A 26,946-nucleotide genomic window follows, 5' to 3' on the forward strand; every position below is an offset into this window, starting at 1 on the left:
GACGACGATAAGAAACTGTTGAGAAAGCCCAGAACATGAACCGTACTCTCGAACAAACCTGGCGTTGGTTTGGACCCAGCGATCCCGTGAGCCTCGCCGACATCCGGCAAGCCGGCGCCACGGGCATCGTCACCGCCCTGCACCACATTCCAAACGGCGAAGCATGGCCCATCGAAGAAATCCATGCCCGCAAAAAATTGATTGAAGCTGCAGGACTGGTGTGGTCGGTGGTAGAAAGCGTGCCCGTGCACGAAGACATCAAAAAACAAAAGCCGGGCTATCAACGCTACATTGAAAGCTATAAGCAAAGCATACGGAACCTCGCCACCTGCGGCGTATACACCGTGTGCTACAACTTTATGCCCGTGCTCGACTGGACCCGCACCGACCTGGCCTATGAAGTGGCCGATGGATCGAAAGCCCTGCGCTTCGACGCCAACGCCTTTGCCGCCTTCGACATGTTTGTGCTGAAGCGCCCGGGAGCGGAGGCCGAATACACCACCACCCAAGTTGCCAAAGCCAGCGCCTACATGGAAAATGCCTGGCAAACCGAGCTGGTGTCGCTGCAAAAAAACGTGCTGGCCGGACTGCCCGGAGCCGAAGAAGGCTACACGCTCGAAGAATTTCAAAACGCCTTGAACGAATACGCCACCATAGGCGACGCCGAGCTGCGCAAGCACCTCTACGAATTTATCGCGGCCGTGGCCCCGGTAGCCGAGAAGGCCGGCGTGAAGCTCACCATACACCCCGACGACCCTCCGTTTCCCATCTTCGGCTTGCCCCGCGTGGTGAGCACCGAAAAAGATGTGGAGCAACTGCTGGCCGCCTACGATGCACCCAGCAACGGCCTATGTTTTTGCACAGGCTCGTTTGGCGTGCGCCCCGACAACAACCTGCCCGCCATGGTGCGGCGTTTTGCCTCGCGCATAAACTTCATCCACCTGCGCAACACCACGCGCGACGCCGATGGAAACTTCTATGAAGCCAACCACCTCGAAGGCGACACCGACATGTTTGCTGTGATGCAGGAACTGGTGCGTGAGCAACACAAACGTGAAAAGGCCATCCCATTCCGGCCCGACCACGGTCATCAGATGCTCGACGATCTGAAAAAGAAAACAAACCCCGGCTATTCTGCCATAGGCCGTCTGCGGGGCTTGGCCGAATTGAGAGGACTCGAAACGGGCATACAACGCATGCTGAACGAACATTGAACCATCAGGGTATGATAAAAACATCCAAGACTTTCCTCGGCGACGACTTCCTTCTGGAAACCGACGTGGCGCGCTATCTCTACGAACAACACGCCGCCACCAAGCCCATCATCGACTATCATAACCACCTCTCGCCAAAAGACATTGCCGAGAACCGCCGGTTCAACAACCTCACCGAAATCTGGCTGGAGGGCGACCACTACAAATGGCGCGGCATGCGCACCAACGGCGTGGCCGAACGCTATTGCACCGGCAACGCCGCACCCTTCGAAAAATTTATGAAATGGGCTGAGACCGTTCCCTACACCCTGCGCAATCCCCTGTTTCACTGGACACACCTGGAGCTGAAAAACTATTTCGGCATCACCACCCTGCTCGACGAATCGTCGGCCCACGAGATCTATGAAACCTGCACAGCCCTGCTACAACAGGAAGACTATTCCGTGCAAAGCCTGCTGACAAAAATGAACGTGGAGGTGCTGTGCACCACCGACGATCCCATTGACTCGCTGGAATATCACCGCCAGTTTGCCTCACAACGCGCAGGCTTCCGCATGTTCCCCACGTTCCGTCCCGACAAATCGTTTGGGGTAGAGAATGCCGTGGCGTATAAAAAATACATCGAACAACTCGCCGTCGCCGCCGGCACAAGCATCGTGAACTTCGACGACTTATTGCAGGCGTTGAAGAACCGCGTCGACTATTTCCATCAGCTGGGATGTCGTGTGTCGGATCATGGCCTGGAGCATTTGTATTTCCACGAAAGGGGAGAGCAGGAAGCACCAGCATTGTTCACCAAAGTGATGTCGGGCAAAACACTCGATGCAAACGAAGTGCTGCTGTTCAAGAGCGCTGTGTTGGTGAACCTAGGCAAGATCTACCACAGCAAAGGCTGGGTACAGCAATTTCACCTGGGCGCCATGCGCAACAACAACTCGCGCATGCTCCGTGAACTGGGTCCCGACACGGGCTTCGATTCCATTGGCGAATATGCTCAGGGAAAACCGATGACACGTTTCTTCGATCACCTCGACAACACCAACCAGCTGGCCAAAACCATCCTCTACAACCTCAACCCCGCCGACAACGAACTGTTCGCCACCATGACGGGCAACTTCAACGACGGCACCGTGCCCGGCAAAATGCAGTTTGGCAGCGGCTGGTGGTTCCTCGACCAGAAAGACGGCATGGAGCGACAAATGAACACCCTCTCCAACATGGGCCTGCTGTCGCGCTTTGTAGGCATGGTTACCGACTCGCGCAGCTTCCTGTCGTTCCCGCGCCACGAATACTTCCGCCGCATCCTCTGCAACCTCGTTGGCAACGACGTCGAAAAAGGCGAACTCCCCGACGACATGCGCCACCTCAGCCGTCTCATCAGCGACATCAGCTACGGCAATGCAAAACAATACTTCAATTTCTAATACAAAACAAAAATCACAGTCCCCGCATATTTACGAGGACTGTGATTTTATCTGAAAGCGTGTGCGTTAAAATCCGCATAGTATCAAAGGCAAAACAACATTCCAATTTCTGAACCGGGCCTCTGCAAAATCGCCGGGTTCCACCCGGCGATTTAAATAACATCTCCGCACCATCGTGCCACAGCACAAATCACCTCGATCTACTGAATTATATTGGCACACGAAGTCCACCCTTCATCAGGCGATACCCGACAGTCGCCAGGAGCATGCACATCCCAACCCACATAGTCTCCGCCAACTGGCGGAAGACCACGCCGGCGACGTGCTATTCCATAAAACAAAAGATTTTCAACGACAACAGAACGCAATTCAGGAATGGCTCAACACCTTCCGCGCCCGATTCCTGATCTCTTCAAAGTCCACAATAGGAACTTCGGTTTCCTTAGCCAATTCATCCCACTGACGCAGGCGAATGAAGGTGGGAAACAAGGGATGCGACTCAAACACAAGCGCTTCATCTTCGTGCATGGGGCCACCCTGATACTCCAGAGTTTTTTTGCTGGCCTCGCTAAGCGCATTATAATACTCCGGATATTTAAACGTGAGGTAGCGCTTCGCTTGCACGTGGCTCTCCACCATTTGTGCCACGGCTTCGGGAAACCCTTTTGCGCGCAGGTAGTCGGCGCCAATTTTTTCGTGGCTTTTCACACCGTAGCCGCCCATGTTGTTTTCTTCGTTGTTCATCACACAAATGTGCCCGATGTCGTGAAAGAAAGCGGCCAGCACCACCTGGTCGTCATAGCCTTCCTGGATGGCCAGTTGTGCCGACTGCGACATGTGTTCCAGCTGCGACACGGGTTCGCCGATGTAGTCGGCGTTGCCAAATTTTTCGTAGAGACCCAAAACTTCGTCAACGATGGTGTCAATGGAGGTGCTGCTCATGATGTAAGGAGATTTTGAGAAACGAAGGTAAAAAGGATTGTATTACGAGGGGATTATTTTTTTCAAATAATCAAATGGTAAACTAAGATTCATTTGATTTGCAGGGGTGCTTTCGCAAAACCCCGGTAACTTGGAACCAAACTTTTAGAAAACCATGGCCATAGAACTTGTCGTATTCGATCTCGCGGGAACAACCGTGAAAGATAATAAAGATGTGCACCGCGTGTTGCAGCAAGCCCTCGCCGCCGAAGGCGTTGAAATTTCAATCGACGATGCCAACGACGTGATGGGCATTCCCAAACCCGTGGCCATCCGCCAGCTGCTGGAGAAACGTTATGCAGGTCCGTTGAGCATCAGCGACGCGTGGATCGATCGCATTCACGAAATCTTTGTAGAGGGCATGATCCGGTTCTATGAAACGGATGCGTCGGTGGGCGAGAAACCCGGCGTGAGCGAAACATTCAAAAAGTTGAAGGAGCGTAAACTCAAAGTTGCCGTCGACACAGGCTTTGACCGGAAAATAACAAATGCGCTGCTGGCAAGACTGGGATGGAACGAACGCGGCCTCATCGATGCCAGCGTCACCAGCGACGAAGTGCCCCGTGGCAGACCCTATCCCGACCTGGTGTTCAAAGCCATGGAACTCACCGGTGTGATGGCCGCGGCGCACGTAGCAAAAGTAGGCGACACTGCTTCCGACATGCAGGAAGGCATAGCCGCAGGATGTGGATGGGTGATCGGCGTCACCACCGGCGCATTCACAAGACAACAACTTCTGAAAGAAAAACATACACACCTCGTAGAGAATGTGGCCGAGTTGCTCGATATATTTTAGGGTGAAAGATTGATCCGGCATTACTGAATTGTTATATTCATGTTACGCGAATGTGACATGAAGTGAAACGACTATTCATTTGTTTACTCTGGCTCAACGTTCAAACTGCGGCCGCTAGCCCACCCGTTTGGCACGATGGTGCCGTGGTGCTTGCCACAGGCGAAGTGCTCACCGGCAAACTTTCGGTGGAGGTGTCGCACGATCTGATATTGCTTCAGCACGGCGACGGATGCAGGGTGCTGCCGGCACACAAAGTGAAATCCTTTTATTACTACGATACGGAAGCCAACATCAACCGGAAGTTTGTGACGTGGCAGGAGGGAAGCGAAACCGTGAAGCTCTCACGCTTCTTTGAAGTTGTTTTGAACGGAGACATCGGCGTTTTGCGCCGCCAGAAGGAAAGCGTTGCCCACGCCAATTCAGACGCGTTGGACTTCGACTACTTCATTGTCTTTCACGACAATTTAATTTCGTTGCACAAGTTCAACCAGAAAGTATATCCCACGCTGGTGGAAACCTCGGGCGACAAAATTGTTTTCTTCATCACCTCCAACAAGCTCAGCACAACCCGCAGCGCCGATGCCATTCGCATTCTGGAATTCTATAACCAGGGCATCAGGGTAGAACAGTCGATGGCGTCGTTTTGATTTGGCCTGCCTGCCACTGCCGGTGTTTCCAATGGAAATAGAACATGGACCCGCCAATGAGCGCACTGCCGGCAACCGAAATGAAATAGCCCGACGAAATGAAGAAGTCTAGCCAGCTCACTTTAGCAAACCCAAACTCTTTGAACAGCACCACGCCAAGGCTTCCGAGATAACCAAACGAATCGGCCACATAGATAACAAAGCCCACGGTGCCCACATATTTGAACGCGGCCAGCAGACGGTCGAAGAAAATGCTGTTGAAGGGAACATAGCCCAGATACAAACCCAGCCCGATAAGAATCATCCAGCCTGTGGGTGATACAAGCTCCTGCTGATATAAAAACGTGCTCACGCCAATGAGCACCATGCCAAAGAAGATGATGAGGTGGTTCACCATCAACGCAAGTTTATTGTTTTTGATAAGCATGGTGGCGCCCATCACCATCAGCACGGCAATGGAAACGGGAATCTCGGTAGTGGTGAAAATTTCGGGCGAGTTGCCATAGCCCAACGTCTTCCACACTTCGGCCGAGAAATTATCGCGCAGGTCGCGGAAGGTGGTGAGCATCATATAGCTCAGGGTGAACAATACAATGCCGGGAAGAAATGTGCGCACAAAAGTTTTGCGTTCGGTGGCATCCATGGGCAAGCGCTTGGTGCGCAGGATCTCGTCTTCTTCAGTAGGTGGTGGAAGCTTGTCAAGAAAATAGAGAAACACCAGCAGGGGGCCCAGAAACACACAGCACGTTGCAAACGGCATCCACATTTCCGAAACGCCCCAGTCGCGCATAATGAAACCGCCAACCGATTTGGCAAAACCTGCCGAGAAGATAAAGCTCACCGACAACCCGGCGCCCAGCACTTCGGTGAACCGCCGGCCTTCGAGATAGCCAAACACCATGCCCCACACAAAGCCCAGCGGGAAACCGTTGGTGAACAGAAAAATGATGTTGTAGGGAGCGGGTGTCAACGCAAAAAACAACCACGACACACCGGCCACGGCCACCATCATGAGAATGCCTTTGGCGCGCGACGATGCTTTCAGTTCAGAAATGATTTTGATGCCGGCAAATTTCGAACAGGCATAGCCAATCACCTGAAAGATGACAAGCCAGCTTTTGTAGCTCAACGGCCCAAAGCTCATGCCTTCGAATGTGGCGACGGAAAATGTTTTGCGAAAAGCATACACACACGTGTAGAGACAAAAGGCCATCAGCGTGGCATAGAGTGCAAACCAAAAGCTATGGGTTTGCTTCAGCCATCGGGTGATGGGTGATTCAAGGGTGGAGGCCATGTGTGTTGAATGAAAAAGGTTTCCAGGTGCCTTCGTGCAGCACCATTATGGTTTTGAATCCGATGGACGACAGCAACGCCGCCGTTTCGGGGAATTGGTTTGTCAGATCGTCGGGGTGATGGGCGTCGCTGTTGAGCGTGATGGGGATGTTTTCTTCGTGTAGCCGTTGTAGCACCCAGGGGCTGGGGTAGGGTGTGGTCGACTTTTTCTGATAGAGCCCACGCGTGTTCACTTCCACAATGGCGCCACTTTTTTGGATGGTGCGCAGGGTTTGGTTGATCTGGTCCTGATACCACGCATCGTGTTCGTCAAAAAACTTGCCGTCCACATTCTGTATTTTGATTTTGTCGATGTGGCCCACCACGGTAGGGCAGGACGTTTCCACCATCGCGCGCGTCAGTTCATAGTAGCGCGAAATAACGTCGCGGATGTTGGACTGAAATATTTTTTCGTAGCCTTCCAGGAACAAGGTGTGAAGCCCATCAATTTCCCAAGGCGTGCCGTCGGGCAAGGCGTCCACAAAGTGAACGGACCCCACGGTGTAGTCGAGTTTTGATGCAAAGTCTTTGGGGCCGATCATGCCGGGAATGAAATCAACTTCCAGCCCGCGGTAAATTTCCAGCCCTGCAGAATTTTGCGCCAGCGATTTCACGGCGGCAATGTATTCGTCGAGACGTTCGGCTTTCATACACCACTTGCAGTCGAATGGAACGGGCGCGTGCGATGAGAAGCCAAGGCTCGTCATGTTCAACGCCTGCGCGCGTGCTACATAGTCGGAAAGAGGGCCTTTGCCATCGCAGAAATTACTATGAGTGTGCACGTTCGACCACATGGCGGTTGACAGGTTTCGGTTTCAACCTCCAGTTTAGAGTATTTCGCGCGGCTTTCAAAATTTATTCGCCGTCGTTCCCACCTGACGCGGACAGGCGGCGAATAAATTCTTGTTCCGGTAACACACGCTACGCGTTCAGATAAAATTCAGTCATCTCATTGTCGTTCCCCTCATACTGCACCGGCGTCCTCCCGGTGAATTCAATAAACGCGCTGATCATGTGCGACTGGTCGTAATAGCCTGCCAGGTAAGCCAGCTCCGCCCACCGGATGTTCGGACGACTTTTGAGAATGCCCAGCATGGTGTTGAACTTAACAACCTTGCTCATGTACTTGGGCGATATGCCCACCTGTTCGCGAAAACGCTTCTCCAGCAAGCGACCCGATACATGGAAGTAGTCGGCCAGCGCCGACACCTGTACGTTTCCTTTTTTTGCCGCGATGTAGTGAAGCGCTTCCTGCACCAATGGCCCAACGTTGTTGGGGTGTTTGAACAACTTCAGAAAGTAGTCGTCGACCAACCGAAGCCTGCGAGCCTCCGCGTCGGCCTCGGCGATGCGGTCGGAAAGTTGAAGCACGCTGTTGCCAAACACATCTTCGCCGGGCAGGATGTTGTGTGTGAGCGTGTCCATGTTGAATCCGCAGAATCGGTTCAATGCGGTGGGCCGGAACAGTATGCCAATAATGTCGAGGTCGTCGGGAATGATGACTTCGAGATTGTTGTAGTACTGGCCCATCACAACAACCTTGTGCGTTTGCACAATACGTTCGCCAAAGGTCCGCAGCTTCAGATGCTTTTTTCCAAAAGAGATCAGCATTGAACTGCAGCCCGTAGAGGGCAGGAAAACAGTGGGAATAGTTTCACCATGGGGCACATGGCCAATCCAATAATATTGAATGACAGATGCTAGTGATGGTGGAGGAAGAGAGGGTTTTATCATCCACATAGATAGAGGTGTTAACGTGTTATACTATTTTACTATGTCATGGCGTGGTGGTTTTAGAATAGTTAATTTAAGTAAAGACGGATAGAACTCCTTGGGCTGTGAACAAAATCCATCAAATTTTCTTTTCAGTAAGCTTTGATAATCTTAATGAAACGATAAAACCCTTTGCATGAACACCACCACAATTCAGTTTAAACTTGCATTTTTGTCAGACAGATACATCAGGGAAAATTACAGAACAACACATCATGGATAATACAGCAGACATCGCCATCGTTGGCGCCGGCATCGTTGGACTGGCCCACGCCTACATGGCACTCAAAAAAGGACACCGGGTTGTGATGTTCGAGCGCGACCAGTTTGCCGTTGGCGCCTCCGTTAGAAATTTCGGATTGTCGTGGCCCATCGGGCAGGAACCCAGCGTGGGCCTCGACTATGCGCTGCGCGCCAGGCAACACTGGCAGGAAGTGGCCCGCGAGGCAGGCTTCTGGATGAAACCCAACGGCTCGCTGCACGTGGTCTATCACGACGACGAGTGGGACGTGTTGCAGGAATTTATGGAGCGCTATGCCGCCTCACCCTTTCAGTGTGCGTTGCTGACACCCGCACAGGTGAAAGAGAAGTCGGCCGTGGTGAAGCAGCAGGGACTGCGTGGTGCCTTGTGGAGCGCCACCGAAGGCACGGTGAATCCGCGCGAAGCCATTCGCCGCATCCCCCTGTGGCTACAGGAAAAATACGGGCTGATATTGAAGTTCGGTCACGTGGTGACCGAGATCGCCCTTCCCCGCGTGAAGACAGCACGCGAAACCTGGAACGTGTCGAAAGTGTTTGTGTGCAGCGGCGCCGATTTCGAAACGCTCTACCCCGAAGTGTTTGATCAGCACCCCGTGTCGAAATGCAAACTGCACATGATGAAAGCCGTCACGGCAAAACCGGTTGACCTCGGGCCGACACTGTGCGCAGGCTTAACGCTTCGTCACTACGCCGCCTTTGGAAAATGTCCGTCGTTGTCTAAAGTCGACGCGCGCTACGACCGGGAATCGGAAGCGTATAAAAACCACGGCGTGCACGTGTTGCTGGCGCAGAACGCAGCAGGCGAACTCATCATCGGCGACTCGCACCACTACAGCCGCACCGTGGAACCCTTCGACAGCGAAGAGGTGAACGACATCATCCTGAACTACCTCCGTTCGTTTGCCGAACTGGGCGACCTGCGCATCACCGAGCGCTGGCACGGCGTGTATCCCAAAGTGCAAGGCAACATCAACCTCACCGTGCATCCCGAGCCGGGCGTTACCATCGTCACAGGCATGGGCGGCGCAGGCATGACCTTGAGTTTTGGATTGGCCGAAAAAAATATAGAAGCCCTGTAAGGGCACAGAATCTTAAAATGTCAAAAGGCCCGGGCTACATCCATCGTTGGACAAAGCCCGGGCCTTTTTTAGTATGCGTGAAATTATCCTTTCGGTAAAATGAAATAGACCACCAGCATCACGGCGTTCTTGCGTGTTTTGTTGAGCGGCAGGTGAGGCACAGAGGCGTCGAGATAAAGTGAATCGCCTTCTTCCATGGTAAACGTTTCGTCGTGGATCTGATAGTCGCACGTGCCGGCCAGGATGTGCTTGAAGGCAAAACCTTCAGTGGGTACGGTTCTGCCTTTGGCGCCGGGCTCTAGCGTGAGGATCAGTGCCTCCATGGTGCAGTGTGGAATGGTTTGGGAAAGGATGTAGTGATAGTTGAAACCCTCGCGGCGTTCGCGTTCCATGTTGCGATAGTCGCCCTTCTTCACAAACAGGTAGTCTTTGCCGTGCATCAACACCATGTCCTGAAAAAATTCCTTCAGCGAAATCTCCAGCGACTGAATGAGCGTGATGAAAACGGGAAGCGAAGGAATGGTACGCGAGTTTTCGATCTTCGACAGCAGGCCTTTGCTCACGTGTGTGCGCGTGGCCAGTTGCTGAATGGTCAGATTTTTTTCGAGCCGTGTGCTGCGAATCTTTTGGGCAATGCGGGTCACTACTTCGTTGTCGATCATGAGGGGGTAGGTTTACTTCGGGTAAACATAAATGAAATGGAAAAGAAATGGGAGGTGCCCCAACCGGCGGTGACAACGCATTAAATGAATGTTAATGACGATTCGTTTCTCTGGCAACGGAATCGAAGGCGACGCTGGGTTATGTGCAAAACGCTTCACCAAATTTTCATTTCCACGGGCAAAGTTTAATGTCGGCGTAACATGTCGGGTGCCGCCGAAACTATGGGCAGGAGACGTTGGAATGGCATTTTTGCGCCTTTGCCCATCATTCCAGGCCGTCATTCGACAACGTTACCGGCATCGTTTTTTTGCCATTTACCCCTACATTGCTGTAGAATGCCTTCGATACTTACCCGAAAAAAGTAAGATTGCCATAGATCCTCTTCCCCTAACCATAAACCCTATGCGTTTTTTGAAATTCACTAGTGTTCTTTTCTGTTGTGTAGCCCCAACCGTTGCCTTGTTTGCGCAAGCTGATAAAGCTCCGGCCTATCCGTTGGTGACACACAATCCCTACTTCAGCATCTGGTCGTTCACCGATAAACTAAACGAAAGCGTTACTCGTCACTGGACGGGCAAAGCAAATCCCCTGCTGGGCCTCATCAAAGTAGATGGCAAAACCTACGCGTTTCTCGGGCAACCCGAATATCCCGCGCAAACCCTGCTGCCCACGGGTGAGGAAAAACCATATGCCTGTCAGTACACCGAAGACAAGCCGGGAGCCGACTGGATGCAGTCATCCTTCAACGACGCCTCCTGGAAAAAAGGCACCGCGCCCTTCGGAACACCCGAAGGAAACCCCGCCACCGTGTGGACATCAAAAGAAATCTGGGTGCGCCGAACATTTGAGTTTAAAGACACAGGCTCCCTCGAACAACTGATCCTCCAACTTCGCCACGACGACGATGTGGAAGTGTATATCAACGGCGAACTGGCGTATAGCTGTGTAGACTGCTACGTGGGCGACTACAGACCCTACAAACTCAGCGACGCCGTGAAAAGCAAACTGGTGAAAGGCCGTAACGTGCTGGCCATGCATTGCATCAACCCCCGTGGCAACGCGTGGATAGACGCCGGCTTGGCGCGCCAGGTGGTGCCCAAAGGACTGACACCGGCCGTGCAAACCGCCGTGCGCATCACGGCCACCCAAACCAAATACACATTGCAATGCGGACCCGTGGCACTCGACCTCACCTTCCTTTCCCCGCTTTTGATGAGCGACCTTGATCTGCTGGCCCGCCCCGTCACCTACGTGAGCATGAGCACGCGCGCTACGGATGGCAAGCCGCACACCGTGCAACTTAACTTCAGTGCCTCGTCCGATCTGGCCGTGAACACGGCGAAGCAACCGGTGCTGGCCGAACGAAAAAGCGAAGGCGGCTTTCAATGGCTGAAAGCTGGAACCGTGGAGCAACCGGTTTTGAAACGCAAAGGCGACGATGTGCGCATCGATTGGGGCTATGCTTATGTGGTGGCCACCGACAGCGACAAACCCGTGCAAACCCTCGGCAGCGTAGAAGAAACACTGAAGAATTTTAGCAGTGGCAAAGTTGCTCCCGGCAAAACACAAGCGAACGGCACCAGCGTATGGATGAATACCTACTACGACCTCGGCACCATTGGCAACACCGCCGTAGACAAAACCCTGATGCTTGCCTATGACGATCGCGAGGCCATCCAATACTTCAATCAAAATCTGAAAGCCTGGTGGAGCAAAGATGGCGCGTCTATTCAGGACGTTGTAGCCAAAGCATCGAAAGACTATAAAGCCATTCAATCGGCCTGCAAGGCATTCGATGAAAAGATGTATGCCGAAGCGCTGAAAGCGGGTGGTGAAGAATATGCCAAACTTTGTGCGCTGGCCTATCGTCAATCCATTGCCGCGCATCAGTTGGTGAAGAGTCCGCAAGGTGACATACTTTTTCTGTCAAAAGAAAACTTCAGCAATGGTTCCATCAACACGGTTGATGTTACCTATCCATCGGCTCCGCTTTTCCTGCTCTACAATCCCGATCTGCTGAAGGGCATGCTGAATGGAATTTTCTATTATAGCGAATCCGGCAAATGGACCAAACCGTTTGCTGCTCACGACCTTGGCACCTATCCGCTGGCCAATGGGCAAACGTATGGCGAAGACATGCCGGTAGAAGAATCGGGCAACATGATCATTCTCACCGCTGCCATCGCGAAAGCCGAGGGCAACGCGGAGTATGCCCGCAAGCACTGGACCACCCTGACCCAATGGGTGAAGTTCCTGGAGAACGACGGCTTTGATCCCGCCAACCAACTGTGCACCGACGACTTTGCAGGTCACCTTGCGCGCAACGCAAACCTCTCTGTGAAAGCCATTGTGGGCATTGGTGCCTACGCGCAACTGGCCGACAAACTTGGCGAGAAAGAGGCCGCAGCAAAATACAGCGCCCTGGCAAAAGCCTTCGCACAAAAATGGATGACCATGGCCGACGATGGCGACCACTACACCCTGGCCTTTGGACAACCCGGCACGTGGAGTCAGAAGTACAACCTGGTGTGGGACAAACTGCTGGGCCTGTCGTTGTTTCCGAAAGACGTGTACGCGAAGGAAATAAAATACTACCTCACCAAACAAAACACCTTTGGCATTCCCCTCGACAGCCGCAAGACCTACACAAAGTCCGATTGGATTGTGTGGACGTCAACGTTGGCCGACAACCGCAGCGACTTTGAAGCCTTGATCAAACCGATCTACACCTATGCCACCGAAACCCCGACACGCGTGCCCCTCTGCGACTGGCACGAAACCACCGACGGCCGACAAGTAGGCTTCCAGGCGCGCAGCGTGGTGGGTGGATACTTCATTAAAATGCTTGACAAATAACACAGGGGATACAGGAGTGTACAGAACAGCTGAGAACGCCGGATTAATTATCTTAGAACAAACCACAACCTCATGCGTATGAAAAACCTGCTCTTCTTTTGTGTATGCTCTTTGCTGGCAACGGCCACCCTGGCGCAGTCGCCGGCAAACTTCAACGGACTCGACATGAACCTGGGCAATCTCTACCGGATGTCCAACGCGAAGACACGTTCCATCAGTCCCGAAAACTTTACAGGCGAGCCGGGCAAAGGCGGCGCCGCCACCCTCGAACAGGGCAACGCCCGCAATGCAGCGCGCGACCTGGGTCAAGGTTGGAAGGTGAATCCCTTTGTGCTCATCGAACCCGGGCAAACATTCACCCTGGGCGAGATCACCGGCCCCGGTGCCATCCAACACATCTGGATGACACCCACCGGAAACTGGCGCTATTCGATTCTTCGTTTCTATTGGGACGATGAGAAAGAGCCTTCGGTGGAAGTGCCGGTGGGAGACTTCTTTGGCATGGGATGGGGTGAGTATGCGCACCTCAATTCGCTGCCCGTCACCGTCAACCCCGGCAGTGCATTCAACTGCTACTGGACCATGCCCTTCCGCAAGAAGTGCAGAATCACCATGGAGAACATCGGCGCCGAGCGCATGAGCCTCTACTACCAGGTGGACTACACACTCACCGATGTGCCTGCCGACGCGGCCTATCTGCACGCACAATTCAGAAGAAACAATCCCACCAAGGGATCGCTCTTCACCCTCATCGACGGCATCAAAGGGAAAGGCCACTATGTGGGAACATACATGGCCTGGGGTGTGAACAACAACGGCTGGTGGGGCGAAGGTGAAATCAAATTCTTTATGGATGGCGACAGCAAGTTTCCCACCATTGCCGGCACCGGCACCGAAGATTATTTCTGCGGCTCCTACAATTTTGAAAACAAGAAGACCCATCAATACCAGGAATTCTCCACGGCCTACACCGGCCTGCACCAGGTCATTCGCCCCGACGGCTTGTACACCACGCAGCAGCGCTTTGGCTTGTATCGCTGGCACATCATGGACCCCATTCGCTTCGAAAAAGAATTGAAGATCACCATTCAGGATTTGGGATGGCGCAGCGAAGGCCGCTACCTGCCACAGCAGTCCGACATCAGCGCGGTGGTCTATTGGTATCAGGCCGAACCCCATGCGTCGTTTCCGAAACTGCCGGCGAAGAATGATTTGGAAGTGAACTGAGCGTAAGAAACAATTACCAAAACCAACTATAAAAGTCAACATGAAGTCAATGTTCAAAACAACGTCTCTCATAGCACTGTGCTTCGCAGCCGTGTTGCTATCGTGCGCGAAAAAAGAAAAGCCGGCCGAAACCACGGCGGCGGTCGACACGGTGAAAGCCGTTCGTGAGATATGGAGCAAGGAGCAAGCCAACGAGTGGTATAAACAATGGGGATGGCTGCGCGGCAGCGACTTCATTCCGAGCTCGGCCATCAACCAGCTGGAGATGTGGCAAGCCGAATCGTTCGACACCACCACCATCAGCCGCGAGCTGGGTTGGGCTGAGTCGATCGGCCTCAACTCCATGCGCGTCTACCTCCACCACCTCGCGTGGGAAGTGGACCCCGCGGGCTTCAAGGACCGCGTGAACACCTACCTCACCATTGCCGACAAACATCACATCTCCACGCTGTTCGTGTTCTTCGACGACTGCTGGAACCCATCCTACGAAGCCGGCAAACAACCCGCACCCAAAACTGGCATCCACAACTCCGGCTGGGTTCGCGACCCCGGCAACAAGGTGTTCACGGACACCACGTTCACCACCTTCGACAGCACGCAGCTGGCCACTCTGGAACGCTACGTGAAAGACGTGCTCACCACCTTCAAAGACGACAAACGCATTGTGCTTTGGGATCTCTACAACGAACCCGGCAACAGCAACTACGGCAACAAGTCGCTGCCCTTGCTGGAGAAAACCTTCCTGTGGGCACGCGAAGTAAATCCCTCACAACCGCTGTCGTCGGGCGTGTGGCGCAAAGACCTGGTAGACCTCAACAACTACCAACTGAACAACTCCGACGTGACCACCTATCACAACTACGCCGACGAAAAAGACCACAAGTCGTGGATCGACAGCCTGCGCACCTATGGCCGCCCGCTGATCTGCACCGAATACATGGCCCGCACCCGCGGCAGCCGCTTCGAAAACATCATGCCCCTGCTGAAAGCCGAAAACATCGGCGCCTACAACTGGGGCCTCGTAGCCGGCAAAACAAACACCATCTATGCCTGGAGTGACCCCATGCCCAACGGCAAAGAACCCAAAGTCTGGTTCCACGAAATCTTCCGCAAAGACGGAACCCCCTACAAGAAAGAAGAAGTAGCGTTGATAAAATCACTCACGGGAAAGAAATAGTTTAACGTGTCGCAGCGCAGTCTCCCATCGGGGACTGCGCGTCTTTGAACGACGTGGTCCACAATGCAACGCCAAGTCCCTGAGGCAGGAGACTTGGCTTGGACGCCGAGAAAGGAAGAAGTGACGTTAAAACCCCTTACGGGAAAGAAATAGAGGACACACAAATAGAAAGCGCAACGTTCGTTCACGGACGTTGCGCTTTTTTTGTTTTGTGTCAAGATATACGGAGATGCATCCAACATCGCAGCGCAGTTTGCCATCAGCAACGGCACGCCTTCGAATGGTGTTGCCCGTAGAGCCATGCAGCATCAGAATCAGGTGACTCCTATCGGAGTCTGAATATCCTGATTCGGATTTTCTATAGACAGGATGCTCCTGACGGAGCGGAGACTTTAGCGTTTTGCTCCGGTAGGAGCATCCGGTGTATAGAACAACGTGAAAGGAAACAGCGTGCGTGTTCGGATGAGCATTAGCTCGTTGGAAGTCAGGTGACTCCTATCGGAGTCTAATATCTTGAATATGATTTTCTATATACAGGATGCTCCTGACGGAGCGGAAACTTTTGCGTTTGCTCCTGTAGGAGCATCCTGTCTATAGAAAAAGCGTGAAAGGAAGCGATTGAGCTCTGTTAGGAGCTACCTGTAATGCACGCCGATTTTCATTAAGATTTGCCTGGTGAAATGAAGTGCACCTATTCCACACTCAACCTTCTATGATAATTCACCTGTCCCAAATGATATCCCAAATGCGCAGACAGGTGAATAAGAAAATAAGACGTAGTCATCGGATAGTCAAACACCGGCGCGGGATATTCCTGTTCGAGAACAGCGGGATCCATTTTTTCAAGCGTGGAAGAAACAGCTTGCCGTGTTTTCTGAATCTCTGCCAGCAGGTCCTTACGTGCAATGTTCCTGGCAGAAAATTCAAGATCCCGATTTCTCACATAACCCGTGTTGCCCAGCACGGCGCCGATATAGTTCTGAAGATTGCCACACAAATGAAGACAAAGATTGCCACCAGGATTTTTGATGGCCCCGCTGATGTTCCACAACGATTCCTCTGTGGGATATTGTTTGATTTCTTCTTCGAGCTTGGCGAGGTCGCGGGCGAAGATTTTGTGGAGGGAGAGGAGCAGGGGATTCATAACCGTGATTTTTTATCAGACAAAAGTTGAATTGCCGGAACACAAGGGTTGAAAGATGATCTTTCGTTGCTTGTGTTCCGGCAATTTAAAAACCTTAGACCGAAAGCAGGTAGGCTTCCAGCTGTTTGATCTTCTCATCCAGGGTGGCATTCACCTTGGCAAAGTCTTCTTTCGACTTCAGCGGGGCATGCACGCTTACATAGAATTTTATTTTTGGTTCTGTGCCCGAAGGCCGCACCGACAGCTTGCTGCCGTCTTGCAGATAGAATTGCAACACGTCAGAGTTGGGGAAGTCGAGCGTGGAGGTGGCGCCGGTGATGAGGTTCTTTTCGCTGAGTGTCTTGTAGTCGAGGAGGCGTTCCACTTTGCTGCCGGTGATTTCGGCGGGAGGGTTGCTGCGGAATTTTTCCATCAGCGCTTTGATCTCCTGTTCGCCCTGCTGTCCTTTCTTGGTCACGTTCACGAGGGCTTCTTTGTAGAAACCGAAGTCAACATACATGTCGATGAGCCAGTCATACATCGACTTGTTTTCGTCGGTGGCGCTGGCGGCCATGGCGGCAAAGAAGGCACACGCCGAAACGGCATCCTTGTCGCGCACGAAGTCGCCCACCATGTAGCCATAGCTTTCTTCGCCGGCGGCAATGAAACGTTGTTTGCCTTCGAGCTTGCCCATCAGTTCGGCAATGTATTTGAAACCGGTCAGGGTGTTATAGCACGCAATGCCCAGTTGCTTCGCCATGGTGTCCACCAGTTCGGAGGTCACGATGGTCTTCGCGATGTAGGCGTTGTTTTTGTCTTTTTGATTTTTGAGAATGAAATACATCATGAGGCAGAACGCCTGGTTGCCATTCAGCAAAATAAATTCGCCGTCGGCCTTGCGCACGCCAATGCCTACGCGGTCGGTGTCGGGGTCGGTGGCCATCACCATGGTGGCGTTCACGGCTTTGCCTTTGGCGATCACCATTTCCATGGCCGACTTTTCTTCGGGGTTGGGCGAGGGCACCGTGGGGAAATTTCCATCGGGCACTTTCTGTTCGTCTACCAATTGAATGTTGGTGAACCCGATTTGTTTCAAACACTCGGGCACCATCGTGATGCCGGCGCCGTGAATGCTGGTGTAGACCAACGGAATGTTATGGTGACGGGCAATGACTTCCTTGTTGGGAATAAGTTTTTTCACTTCTTCATAATACGCCTTCTCCACTTCGGGGCCAATGGTGTGGATGCGCGAAGCGTCGGCCTGGAAGCGCACTTGCTCAAACGACGTGATGGCATTCACTTCTGTGATGATGTTCTTGTCGTGCGGCGGCACAACCTGTGCACCACCCGTCCAGTAAGCTTTGTAGCCGTTGTATTCTTTCGGATTGTGCGACGCCGTGATGACGATGCCCGACTGGCAATTGAGATAACGAATGGCAAACGACAACAGCGGTGTGGGACGCAGTTCTGCAAACATGTGCACGTCGATGCCGTTGGCCGACAACACGCCGGCGGCCACTTCGGCAAAGAAGCGGCTGTTGTTGCGGCTGTCGTGCGCGATGGCGAGGGAGATTTTTTTGCCGGGGAATGTTTTGTTCAGGTAGTTGGCAAGTCCCTGGGTGGCCACACCCACGGTGTATTTGTTCATGCAGTTGGAGCCGGCGCCCATGATGCCGCGCAAACCGCCTGTGCCAAATTCAAGATCTTTGTAGAAGTTGTCGATGAGTTCTTTCGAATCGGGTTTTGCCAAAAGGGCTTTCACGTCAGCCTTGGTTGCATCGTCAATGGCGGGGCTGTCGAGCCAGGTTTGTGCTTTTGTGCGCACGCTTTCCAGAAGGTCGTTCATTCAGGTATTTTAAAATAAGGTGATACGCGCCAAAAGTAGGAATTTTTCCTAATTACTGTGTGAACGTACCGTTAACCTGGGATGGACGACCGCGCCATGCAGGCAAAAGGCGACAACCCGAACGGTTCAGGTTGACGCCTTTTGCTTGTGTGAACAGAAAGGGGAGGAAGCTCTAAAGATTTCCCCGTAGCTCCTGCTCGCGCTCGATCGACTCGAAGAGCGCCTTGAAATTACCTTTGCCAAACGACTTGGCCCCATTGCGCTCAATGATTTCGAAGAACACCGTGGGGCGGTCTTGCAGGGGCTTGGTGAAGATCTGAAGCAGGTAGCCTTCCTCGTCGCGATCGATCAGGATGTTGAGCTTCTTCAGCTCGTTGAGGTCTTCGCTGATGGTGCCCACGCGATCCATCACATCGCTATAATAGTTGTCGGGCACGTAAAGGAACTCCACACCACGGCGGCGCAGCTCGGCCACGGTATAGATGATGTCGTCGGTGGCGATGGCAATGTGTTGCACACCGGGACCGTTGTAGAAGTCGAGGTATTCTTCGATCTGCGATTTCTTTTTTCCCGAAGCCGGCTCGTTGATGGGGAACTTCACATAGCCGTTGCCATTGGAAACCACCTTCGACATGAGCGCGCTGTATTCCGTAGAAATGTCGGCATCGTCAAACGTGACCATGAGCTTGAAGCCCATCACGTCTTCATAAAATTTCACCCACCGGTTCATCTGTCCCAGTTCAACATTGCCCACACAATGGTCGATGTGCAGCAAGCCGATGGGCTGTGCTTCAATAAATCCTTTGCGGGGTTTGTAGCCGGGAAGGAACGGGCCCTTATAATTTTTACGCTCCACAAAAGTGTGCAGCGTTTCACCATAGGTCTTGATCGACGCCATCACCACGTCGCCAAACTCATCGCTCAGCACACGAGGTTCGTGCACGGCTTCTGCGCCACGCGACGTAGTTTCGATAAACGACTTGCGCGCATCATCCACCCACAGCGCCAGCACCTTCACACCGTCGCCATGCTTGCGCACGTGGTCGGCGATAGGAGAGTCCTGTTGCAACGATGTGGTGAGTACGATACGGATCTTGTTCTGCTGCAACACATACGATGCACGATCGCGCACACCGGTTTCGGGACCAGCATAGGCCACCAGTTGAAAGCCAAGACAGTGTTGATAGAACAACGCGGCTTGCTTGGCATTGCCCACATACATCTCCACATGGTCGGTGCCGAGCAGCGGCAGAAAATCTTCCGTCATAGAACAATCGTTTTAAGTCTCCCAAAATTAACGTATCCCCAACTCCCGCACCCGCATTGCGAAGGACATTCTGCAAAGCGCGATTTGAAGAACGATTCTTCGGCCCACCCCGCAAAAAACGTCGACCTCACCAAATTTTATGGACGTAGTTTCCCTTCACTTCCGGCAGGACATGCCCTGGAGTTGGGTCTAAGGCATGATACCGGCAGGACGGAGGCAAGTCACAGGCATGATAGAGGCATTAGGGGCGCAGAAAGCGTCGGGATCTACCGGCCGATGTTCTCAACTCCATTTTTGTATTTCCACGAATTCTTCAATCTTTACGGAAAATATCACTTATGGACACGAAAGCACTCGACCAGGCCCTTCAGGAAATTGTTGCAAAGCGGGGAGAACTGGAAAAGTTAGACTATAACAACCCGAAATACGACGACCTGGAAGACCAATTGCACGACCTGGAAGACGACTTTCAGGATGAGTATGGCGACTATCTGGAGGAAGCCTTCCAAAACGTGCACGACGAATTCTGTCCTGATAACGATGTGCTCACGGCCATTGCCTACCTCGGCGCCGGCATTCCCGTAGACATCGACAAGCTGCCCGGCAAAGACACACGCCTCGTGTTGTATGCAGGTCCCACCCGCATTGTTCTGGCCCTTGGCAAAGACAAACAACAAGTAGTGTGGAGCGCTGAGAAAGCATAAGAACCTCCCCGGACGACTATTCCCATTTACAACAGCATTGGGCCTGCATCGAACTGACCTTCAGGTGTCAGTATGCTAAAGCTTTGCTTTTTAAGGAAGCACAAGGGATAACCTAAATAGGGTCTGTTCGAGAAATATGAAGAGAAAACGGACCGCGCTAACACGAACGTGCTGCGCGGCCCTGTTCCTTATTTTGTTCCTAGCTTTTTGCGCACCCGGTCCAGCACGGCAAACGCCACGTTGCGGGCCTTGGCTTCTCCTTCTTCGAGTTTCTGCTCCAGCGCCTCCAGGTTGCTCATGTAGTAGTTAAAGGCTTCGCGTTCTTTGGCGAACTTGGTGAGAATCACCTCCAGCAATTCCTGCTTGGCATGGCCGTAGCCATAGTTGCCCGCGCGATATTTCTGTCGCATGGCCAACGTTTGCTCCGGAGTGGCTAGCAGTTTGTAGAGGGCAAACACATTGTCGGTGTCGGGATCTTTGGGGTCTTCAAGCCCTTTGCTGTCGGTCTTGATGGTCTTGAGCTGCTTCAGCAATTCTTTCTCCGGAAGGAAGATGTCGATGATGTTGCCATACGACTTGCTCATCTTCTGGCCGTCGGTGCCGGGCACGGTCATCACACTTTCTTCGATCTTGGCTTCGGGAATCACAAACGTTTCGCCATACACATTGTTGAATGCCGTGGCAATGTCGCGGGCAATCTCCAGGTGCTGACGCTGATCTTTTCCGACGGGCACATAGTGTGCATCGTAGAGAATGATGTCGGCCGTCATCAGCACGGGATAGGTGAACAAGCCGGCGTTCACATCCGACAGTTTTTCGGATTTGTCTTTGAACGAATGCGCATTGGCCAGCATGGGAAACGGCGTGAGACAGCTGAGATACCACGTGAGCTCGCACACCTCGGGGATGCGCGACTGACGGTAGAGGTAGTTTTTCTCTGTATCAAACCCGAATGCGAGCCAGGCGGCGGCCACAGCCTGCACATTGTTGGTGCGTGTTTCGGTGTCTTTGATGGTGATGAGCGAGTGGAGGTCGGCGATGAAAAAAAACGACTCGTTGCCAGGCGCTTTCGACAGCTCGATGGCCGGGATGATGGCTCCCAGCAAATTGCCCAAATGCGGGCGGCCGCTGCTCTGAATGCCGGTTAAGATTCTTGACATAGTTTTGCAAAGAAAATAAAATAAAGCTGAACTGAATTAGTTTTAAATTTGCGTAGATAAAATAATGAGCATCATGCGGGTATCCCTAAGCGTCTTTTTCCTTTTTGCCGTTGTTGTTTCTTTTGGTCAGATGGCCCGGCCGGTTCAGTTCCGCGAGGAATTGTTCGATTTCGGGTCTGTGAAGGAGGAGGGAGGCCCTGTCACCCATGAGTTCCTGTTCACCAACACCACCGGCCGCTTCATCAAAATACTGTCGGTGCAGGCTTCGTGCGGATGCACCACGCCGGCATGGTCGAAAGAACCCGTAGGCCCCGGCAAAACCGGCTTCATCCAGGCCAGCTATAACCCCAAAGGACGCCCCGGCTATTTCAACAAGTCGCTCACCGTCACCACCGATGCCGATTCCAATCCCATTATCCTCCAGATCAAAGGCCAGGTGGCCGTGGAAGGCGACGGCGTGAACACCGACTATCAGGTCTCCAACGGCAGCTGGAAACTGAAATCAGGCTCGTTCAACATGGGCAAAGTGTATGTGAAAGACGAGTTCACCATTCGCGATTTTGTGTTTGTGAACGGCGGCACCAAGGACATTGCCTACTCCGGCAAATTTGTGGGACCGGCCTACATCAAAGTGGATATATCGCCCAAAGTGCTTCACCCCGGCGAAAAAGGAAACATCAAGATCAGCTATAACGGCAAGATGAAAGGACAATACGGCTTTCAATCCGACAACATCGAACTCTTCACCGACGACGAGCAAGGCAGCGCAAAGTCATTCTCGGTCTATGCCACCCTCGAAGATCAATTTCCCGACCTGAAACCCGAAGAGCTTGCCAAAGCACCCCAACTGCGCCTGCAAGCCACCAGCCTCGACTTTGGCCGTGTGCAACCCAATGCCACCACCGAGCGCGAGGTGCAACTGTTCAATGCGGGCAAAAAAGAACTGGCCATCAAATCGGTGCAGGGCAATTGCTCGTGCATATCGGCTTCCGCAAAAAAGACCACGCTGAAGCCCGGCGAGAGCAGCACCATACGCATCGCCTTCAACCCGCTTGAGCGCAAGGGCACGCAGCAGAAGTCTGTGACCGTCTATTCCAACGATCCACAGAACCCTGTGCAGCGCATCACCTTCTCAGCCTACGTTGAGGACTAAGAGAAGGCGGGTATTCCTGTAATGTTATTTCCGAGAATGAGCAAGTGAATGTCGTGTGTGCCTTCGTAGGTCACCACCGACTCCAGGTTCATCATGTGACGCATCATGGGATACTCTCCGGTGATGCCCATGCCGCCGTGTATCTGGCGGGCTTCGCGTGCAATCTCTAATGCTACGTGCACGTTGTTGCGTTTTGCGAGCGATATCTGTGGGGTGGACGCTTTGCCTTCGTTCATGAGCACACCCAGGCGCCAGTTCAGCAACTGTGCTTTGGTGATCTCGGTGAGCATTTCGGCCAGCTTCTTTTGTACGAGTTGAAAGGATGCGATGGGTTTGCCAAACTGCACACGTTCGGCGGCATAGCGACGTGCCGATTCATAGCAGTCCATGGCTGCGCCGATGGCGCCCCACGCAATGCCGTAGCGTGCCGAGTCGAGGCACATCATGGGTGCACCGAGGCCGCTCTTGCCGGGCAACAGATTTTCTTTGGGAACCTTCACGTTGTCGAACACCAGCTCGCCCGTTGCGCTGGCCCGCAGCGACCACTTGCCGTGTGTTTCGGGCGTGGAAAAACCTTCCATGCCACGCTCTACAATGAGGCCGTGAATGCGGCCGCTTTCGTCTTTGGCCCACACCACGGCCACATCGGCGCGGGGTGAGTTGGAGATCCACATCTTGGCGCCGTTCAGCAGATAGTGGTCGCCCATGTCTTTGAAGTTGGTCACCATGCCCGAGGGGTTGGAGCCGTGGTCGGGTTCTGTCAATCCAAAGCAGCCGAGCCACTCACCCGAAGCCAGCTTGGGCAGGTATTTCTTGCGTTGTGCTTCCGAACCGAATTTGTAGATGGGATACATCACCAGCGAGCCTTGCACCGACGCGGTAGAGCGCATGCCCGAATCGCCGCGTTCAATCTCCTGCATGATGATGCCGTAGGAAATATAGTCAAGACCGCCGCCGCCATATTCGGTGGGCACGGTGGGTCCAAAGGCGCCGATGTCGCCAAACTTTTTCACAATCTCATAGGGGAAGTGTGCGCGTTGTGCCCAGTCTTCGATGTAGGGCGAGATGTCGCGTTTCACAAAATCGCGGATGGCACTGCGGATCAGCTTGTGTTCTTCCGTCAGCAGGTCGTCGATGGCGTAAAAGTCGGGTTGCTCATACACATCTTGCTTCAGCGATTTCTTGGTTTGGGTTGCTTCCTTGCCGTTCTGGGTTGACATATGAATTCAGTTTGGTTAATGCGCGTGGTGGATAAAAACAGGCCCGGGCTTGGGATGCGCTGTGCTTTGCCGGCGAAACCGGTGTTCGCATCAACTTTTTCCGTCTCCCTTCCGTTGTTTTTGAAGCCTGGGGTTCGCTCCGGTAATCTTTTTGTTTTTAACTTTCGGGACAAATTTACACAAGTAATTTACATTCTTATCTCAAGCACATGGCCGACAACGCGGTGGATCCTTCCCTTCTGGAACAGTTGAAAAAACTTCAGGCCAAATACAACGTGATGGGTCAGGACCTGTCCTCATACCTCGACGGATTGCTCTATTCCGACTATTTAACCTACTGGGACTATATTCACCTCGACACCCTGCTGAGCCTTCAAACCCCCAAAACGCACTTTGCCGACGAGAAGGTGTTCATCGTCTATCACCAGATCACCGAACTATACTTCAACCTCATCCTGCACGAGCTGGAACAACTGGCCAACCGCGAAACCGTGGACGAAACATTCTTTGTGGCGCGGCTCAAGCGCGTGAACCGCTATTTTCACCAGCTCAAGGAATCGTTTTCCATCATGGTGGAAGGCATGGAGAAAGAGCAGTTTCTCAAGTTCCGCATGTCGCTGCTGCCAGCCAGCGGCTTTCAATCGGCCCAATACCGCCTCATCGAAATTTGCAGCACCGACATGATCAACCTCGTGAACGTGTCGGAGCGCGAAGCCGTGAACGAATACAGCGACATCGACTCGCAGCTTGAAAAACTCTATTGGCGCAGCGGAGCCACCGAGCTGGCCACCGGCAAAAAGACGTTGACACTCCAGCAGTTTGAAGAGAAATACATGGCCTGGTTCAAAAGCACCGGCATGAAATTCCGCGACAAAAACGTGCGCAAACGCTACCTCAAATATTTCCCCCACAGCCCCGAAGTCATTTCGGCCCTCCGCGAATTCGACACCCTGGCCAACGTGCTTTGGCCGCTGGCCCACCTCAAGGCGGCCGGTCACTACCTGCACAAAAACACCGAAGACATCAAGGCCACCGGGGGCACCAACTGGCAGAAGTTCCTGCCTCCGCGATTCCAGAAAATCATGTTTTTCCCCGAATTGTGGTCGCCCGAAGAAAAGGACGATTGGGGCAAAGCCGCCTTCGTGAGCAATCCCATGGAACTGATTCATAAACCCTGAATAATTGCTACCTTTGCCAGGGACTAACGCGCTGGCTTTGAGAATTTTTACAACGATAATTATCCTCCTCCTTGCGGGCGTCGGCTTGCGCGTTTGTGGCCAGGGCATCACCCGGCAAACCTATCACGACGCCGAACGCAAACACCTCAAAGAAGTCTACCAGGTCAAAGACACGCTCAAGAACGTGTTGAACGGCCACTACATTTCCTACTTCCTCAGCGGCAAGATCGAATCGAAAGGACAGTTCACCAACAACGAAACATCGGGTGTGTGGGAATTCTATTATGAAACCGGCAACCTCAAAATGCGCGGCATCCTTTTTAAAGGCGCCAACTATGGCATGTGGGAGTATTTTTTCGAGAGCGGCCGCAAAAGCATGGAGGGCATCATCTACGGAAAGAACCGCGAAGGTGAATGGAAAACCTACTACGAAACCGGGCAGCTCAAAGAAACCGGCGAATACAAATCGGGCAAACACATCGGCCGCTGGAAAACCTATTTTGAAGACGGTCCCCTCAAAGGCGAAATAGAATACGTCGACGACTTTGGGCGCTACACGGAATATTATCACTCCGGAAAAATATACGGCGAAGGTCCGCGCAGTGGCACAAAGAACGTGGGCCTCTGGCGCTACTATGCCGAAGACGGAACACTGCAGAACGAAGGCGACTTCGACAACGGAAAAAAGAACGGCACCTGGACATCCTACTATCCCTCGGGCAAAGTGGCCTCCAAAGGCGTGTTCAACAACGACGACCCTAACGGCAGCTGGCAATACCTCTATGAAGACGGCACCGTGCGCTCGCAAGGTGAATTTCAAAACGGCAAAAAAGACGGCTACTGGAAAACACTCGACGCCGCGGGCAAACTGAAAAGCGAAGTGACCTATGCCAAAGGCACGGGCGAATACAAAGAATATTACCCCAGCGGCAAACTGAAAGTGCGCGGCAACCTGGTAGACGAAAAGCGCCAGGGCAAGTGGGAGTTCTATTATGAAGACGGCAAGAAAGAAGGCACCTGCGAATACGACAAAGGCAAAGGCACCTACTATGGCTACTATCCCAGCGGCAACCTCCAAACCAAAGGAACACTGGAAGACGATTTGAAAACCGGCACATGGGAGATCTACGAAAAAGACGGAAAACTATCGGGCTACTACCGTCCTTTCTACGACGATCAAAAACTGAGTCAGGAAATTGCCACACTGGCCAACAAGAAGGGAACGGTGAAGAAAGGACAGGCTGCATCACGCAGGTTCGGATACTTCGATTCGCGCTTCAACGAATTTCAGGGCGTGATCTTTGGAACCAACCCCGTGTGGCTCGCCACGGGCCGGATACCGCTCGGATTGGAGTTCTACATTCAGGAACGCATCGGTCACGAATTTGAATTCATCGGCATCCGAAGTCCCTTCTTTGTGGCCGACGGCAGCATCACACCCGGCAAGCGTTTCGAGCGCGGCTACAGCATCGCCATCAAACAAAAGTTCTACAATCCTCTGAAAGCAGGCATGTGGTATTTTGGTCAGGAGATACGCTTCACCAACCTGGGCCACTTCGTGAACATGAAACAGGTGAACAGCCAAAACCCCGACGACATCTTCACCTTCAACGCCGTGGAGCAACGCATCGAGTGGGGAGCCATGCTGGGCTACCGCATCATGAAACGCAACAACGCCACCGGCTTCACCATCGACGCCTTCATCTCCGGCGACATCGGCTATCGCGGCTTCGATGTGGACCCCAACTTTTCATCCTATTTTGCCGACCTCAAACAATCTCCCTTTTCAAAGAGCGTGCACGTGGGACTTAATTTGGGGAATGTGTTTTCGTTTAAGTAAAACAAGCCGCCACGCATAACCTCGT

At 52.9% G+C, this 26,946-nt stretch carries 22 protein-coding genes; 12 read left to right on the plus strand and 10 right to left on the minus strand.

What is annotated here, in order from left to right; translation table 11 throughout:
- Positions 1–35: 35 nt before the first annotated feature.
- Both uxuA and uxaC read left to right on the plus strand, forming a co-directional pair.
- The gene (gene uxuA / locus JI741_RS24970; protein WP_202014169.1) at positions 36–1,214 is read left to right on the plus strand and encodes a mannonate dehydratase; all 1,179 of its coding nucleotides are present in this window, start codon (positions 36–38) and stop codon (positions 1,212–1,214) included.
- A gap of 11 nt (positions 1,215–1,225) precedes the next feature.
- Positions 1,226–2,638 (plus strand): glucuronate isomerase, encoded by a 1,413-nt coding sequence (gene uxaC, locus JI741_RS24975; protein ID WP_202014170.1) that lies wholly within the window; start codon positions 1,226–1,228, stop codon positions 2,636–2,638.
- Between the two features lie 369 nt (positions 2,639–3,007).
- Here uxaC and JI741_RS24980 read toward each other — a convergent pair whose 3' ends face one another.
- Complete coding sequence (locus tag JI741_RS24980) at positions 3,008–3,580, minus strand: HD domain-containing protein (RefSeq protein WP_202014171.1); 573 nt, start codon at positions 3,578–3,580, stop codon at positions 3,008–3,010.
- Positions 3,581–3,734: 154 nt separating this feature from the next.
- Between JI741_RS24980 and JI741_RS24985 the strand changes: the two genes are divergently transcribed.
- Both JI741_RS24985 and JI741_RS24990 read left to right on the plus strand, forming a co-directional pair.
- The gene (locus tag JI741_RS24985; RefSeq protein ID WP_202014172.1) at positions 3,735–4,415 is read left to right on the plus strand and encodes an HAD family hydrolase; all 681 of its coding nucleotides are present in this window, start codon (positions 3,735–3,737) and stop codon (positions 4,413–4,415) included.
- A 62-nt stretch (positions 4,416–4,477) separates the two neighbouring features.
- Entirely contained in the window at positions 4,478–5,062 is a 585-nt protein-coding gene (locus JI741_RS24990) for a hypothetical protein (RefSeq protein ID WP_202014173.1), read from the plus strand.
- Here JI741_RS24990 and JI741_RS24995 read toward each other — a convergent pair.
- The 3 genes from JI741_RS24995 to JI741_RS25005 all read right to left on the minus strand — a co-directional run bounded on the left by JI741_RS24995 (position 5,031) and on the right by JI741_RS25005 (position 8,134).
- Complete coding sequence (locus JI741_RS24995; protein WP_202014174.1) at positions 5,031–6,356, minus strand: DUF5690 family protein; 1,326 nt, start codon at positions 6,354–6,356, stop codon at positions 5,031–5,033. The genes JI741_RS24990 and JI741_RS24995 overlap by 32 nt on opposite strands.
- A complete protein-coding gene (locus tag JI741_RS25000) occupies positions 6,340–7,176 on the minus strand; it encodes a histidinol-phosphatase (protein WP_202014175.1) in 837 nt (278 codons plus the stop codon). Before JI741_RS25000 ends, JI741_RS24995 begins: the two co-directional genes overlap by 17 nt.
- A gap of 139 nt (positions 7,177–7,315) precedes the next feature.
- Positions 7,316–8,134, minus strand: coding sequence for a helix-turn-helix domain-containing protein (locus JI741_RS25005; protein WP_202014177.1), 819 nt, complete (start codon positions 8,132–8,134; stop codon positions 7,316–7,318).
- Positions 8,135–8,382: 248 nt separating this feature from the next.
- On the opposite strand from JI741_RS25005, the gene JI741_RS25010 reads away from it, so the two are divergent.
- Entirely contained in the window at positions 8,383–9,507 is a 1,125-nt protein-coding gene (locus tag JI741_RS25010; RefSeq protein ID WP_202014179.1) for a TIGR03364 family FAD-dependent oxidoreductase, read from the plus strand.
- An 83-nt stretch (positions 9,508–9,590) separates the two neighbouring features.
- Here the strand turns inward: JI741_RS25010 and JI741_RS25015 are convergent, their stop codons facing one another.
- Positions 9,591–10,169 carry a helix-turn-helix domain-containing protein gene (locus JI741_RS25015; RefSeq protein WP_202014181.1) on the minus strand — a complete coding sequence of 193 codons (579 nt, stop codon included), beginning with the start codon at positions 10,167–10,169 and terminating at the stop codon, positions 9,591–9,593.
- A 403-nt stretch (positions 10,170–10,572) separates the two neighbouring features.
- Between JI741_RS25015 and JI741_RS25020 the strand changes: the two genes are divergently transcribed.
- The 3 genes from JI741_RS25020 (at position 10,573) to JI741_RS25030 (ending at position 15,430) form a co-directional block, all read left to right on the plus strand.
- On the plus strand, positions 10,573–13,026 hold the full coding sequence (locus tag JI741_RS25020) for a glutaminase family protein (protein ID WP_202014183.1): 2,454 nt from the start codon (positions 10,573–10,575) through the stop codon (positions 13,024–13,026).
- Positions 13,027–13,104: 78 nt separating this feature from the next.
- Positions 13,105–14,253: a glycoside hydrolase family 172 protein gene (locus JI741_RS25025; RefSeq protein WP_202014185.1), complete on the plus strand. Its 1,149-nt coding sequence runs from the start codon at positions 13,105–13,107 to the stop codon at positions 14,251–14,253.
- Between the two features lie 40 nt (positions 14,254–14,293).
- Complete coding sequence (locus JI741_RS25030; protein WP_202014188.1) at positions 14,294–15,430, plus strand: cellulase family glycosylhydrolase; 1,137 nt, start codon at positions 14,294–14,296, stop codon at positions 15,428–15,430.
- Positions 15,431–16,121: 691 nt separating this feature from the next.
- On the opposite strand, the gene JI741_RS25035 is transcribed toward JI741_RS25030, so the two are convergent.
- The 3 genes from JI741_RS25035 to hppD all read right to left on the minus strand — a co-directional run bounded on the left by JI741_RS25035 (position 16,122) and on the right by hppD (position 19,666).
- Complete coding sequence (locus JI741_RS25035; protein ID WP_202014190.1) at positions 16,122–16,574, minus strand: DinB family protein; 453 nt, start codon at positions 16,572–16,574, stop codon at positions 16,122–16,124.
- Positions 16,575–16,668: 94 nt separating this feature from the next.
- Complete coding sequence (locus tag JI741_RS25040; protein WP_202014192.1) at positions 16,669–18,399, minus strand: phospho-sugar mutase; 1,731 nt, start codon at positions 18,397–18,399, stop codon at positions 16,669–16,671.
- Between the two features lie 172 nt (positions 18,400–18,571).
- Positions 18,572–19,666: a 4-hydroxyphenylpyruvate dioxygenase gene (gene hppD / locus JI741_RS25045; protein ID WP_202014194.1), complete on the minus strand. Its 1,095-nt coding sequence runs from the start codon at positions 19,664–19,666 to the stop codon at positions 18,572–18,574.
- A 338-nt stretch (positions 19,667–20,004) separates the two neighbouring features.
- Between hppD and JI741_RS25050 the strand changes: the two genes are divergently transcribed.
- Positions 20,005–20,370 carry a hypothetical protein gene (locus JI741_RS25050; RefSeq protein WP_202014196.1) on the plus strand — a complete coding sequence of 122 codons (366 nt, stop codon included), beginning with the start codon at positions 20,005–20,007 and terminating at the stop codon, positions 20,368–20,370.
- Positions 20,371–20,558: 188 nt separating this feature from the next.
- Here JI741_RS25050 and trpS read toward each other — a convergent pair whose 3' ends face one another.
- Complete coding sequence (gene trpS / locus JI741_RS25055) at positions 20,559–21,530, minus strand: tryptophan--tRNA ligase (RefSeq protein WP_202014198.1); 972 nt, start codon at positions 21,528–21,530, stop codon at positions 20,559–20,561.
- A gap of 73 nt (positions 21,531–21,603) precedes the next feature.
- On the opposite strand from trpS, the gene JI741_RS25060 reads away from it, so the two are divergent.
- On the plus strand, positions 21,604–22,683 hold the full coding sequence (locus tag JI741_RS25060) for a DUF1573 domain-containing protein (protein ID WP_202014200.1): 1,080 nt from the start codon (positions 21,604–21,606) through the stop codon (positions 22,681–22,683).
- Here JI741_RS25060 and JI741_RS25065 read toward each other — a convergent pair.
- Positions 22,680–23,903: an acyl-CoA dehydrogenase family protein gene (locus JI741_RS25065; protein WP_202014202.1), complete on the minus strand. Its 1,224-nt coding sequence runs from the start codon at positions 23,901–23,903 to the stop codon at positions 22,680–22,682. The two genes, JI741_RS25060 and JI741_RS25065, sit on opposite strands and share 4 nt — an antisense overlap.
- 209 nt (positions 23,904–24,112) lie before the next feature.
- Here JI741_RS25065 and JI741_RS25070 point away from each other — a divergent pair, with 209 nt between their 5' ends.
- Positions 24,113–25,081 carry a tryptophan 2,3-dioxygenase family protein gene (locus JI741_RS25070; protein WP_202014204.1) on the plus strand — a complete coding sequence of 323 codons (969 nt, stop codon included), beginning with the start codon at positions 24,113–24,115 and terminating at the stop codon, positions 25,079–25,081.
- 37 nt (positions 25,082–25,118) lie between these two features.
- Positions 25,119–26,921: a toxin-antitoxin system YwqK family antitoxin gene (locus JI741_RS25075; protein ID WP_202014206.1), complete on the plus strand. Its 1,803-nt coding sequence runs from the start codon at positions 25,119–25,121 to the stop codon at positions 26,919–26,921.
- Positions 26,922–26,946: the final 25 nt, after the last annotated feature.

This window comes from Chryseolinea lacunae, from assembly GCF_016735595.1.
In the GTDB taxonomy this organism is placed as follows: Bacteria; Bacteroidota; Bacteroidia; order Cytophagales; family Cyclobacteriaceae; genus Chryseolinea; species Chryseolinea lacunae.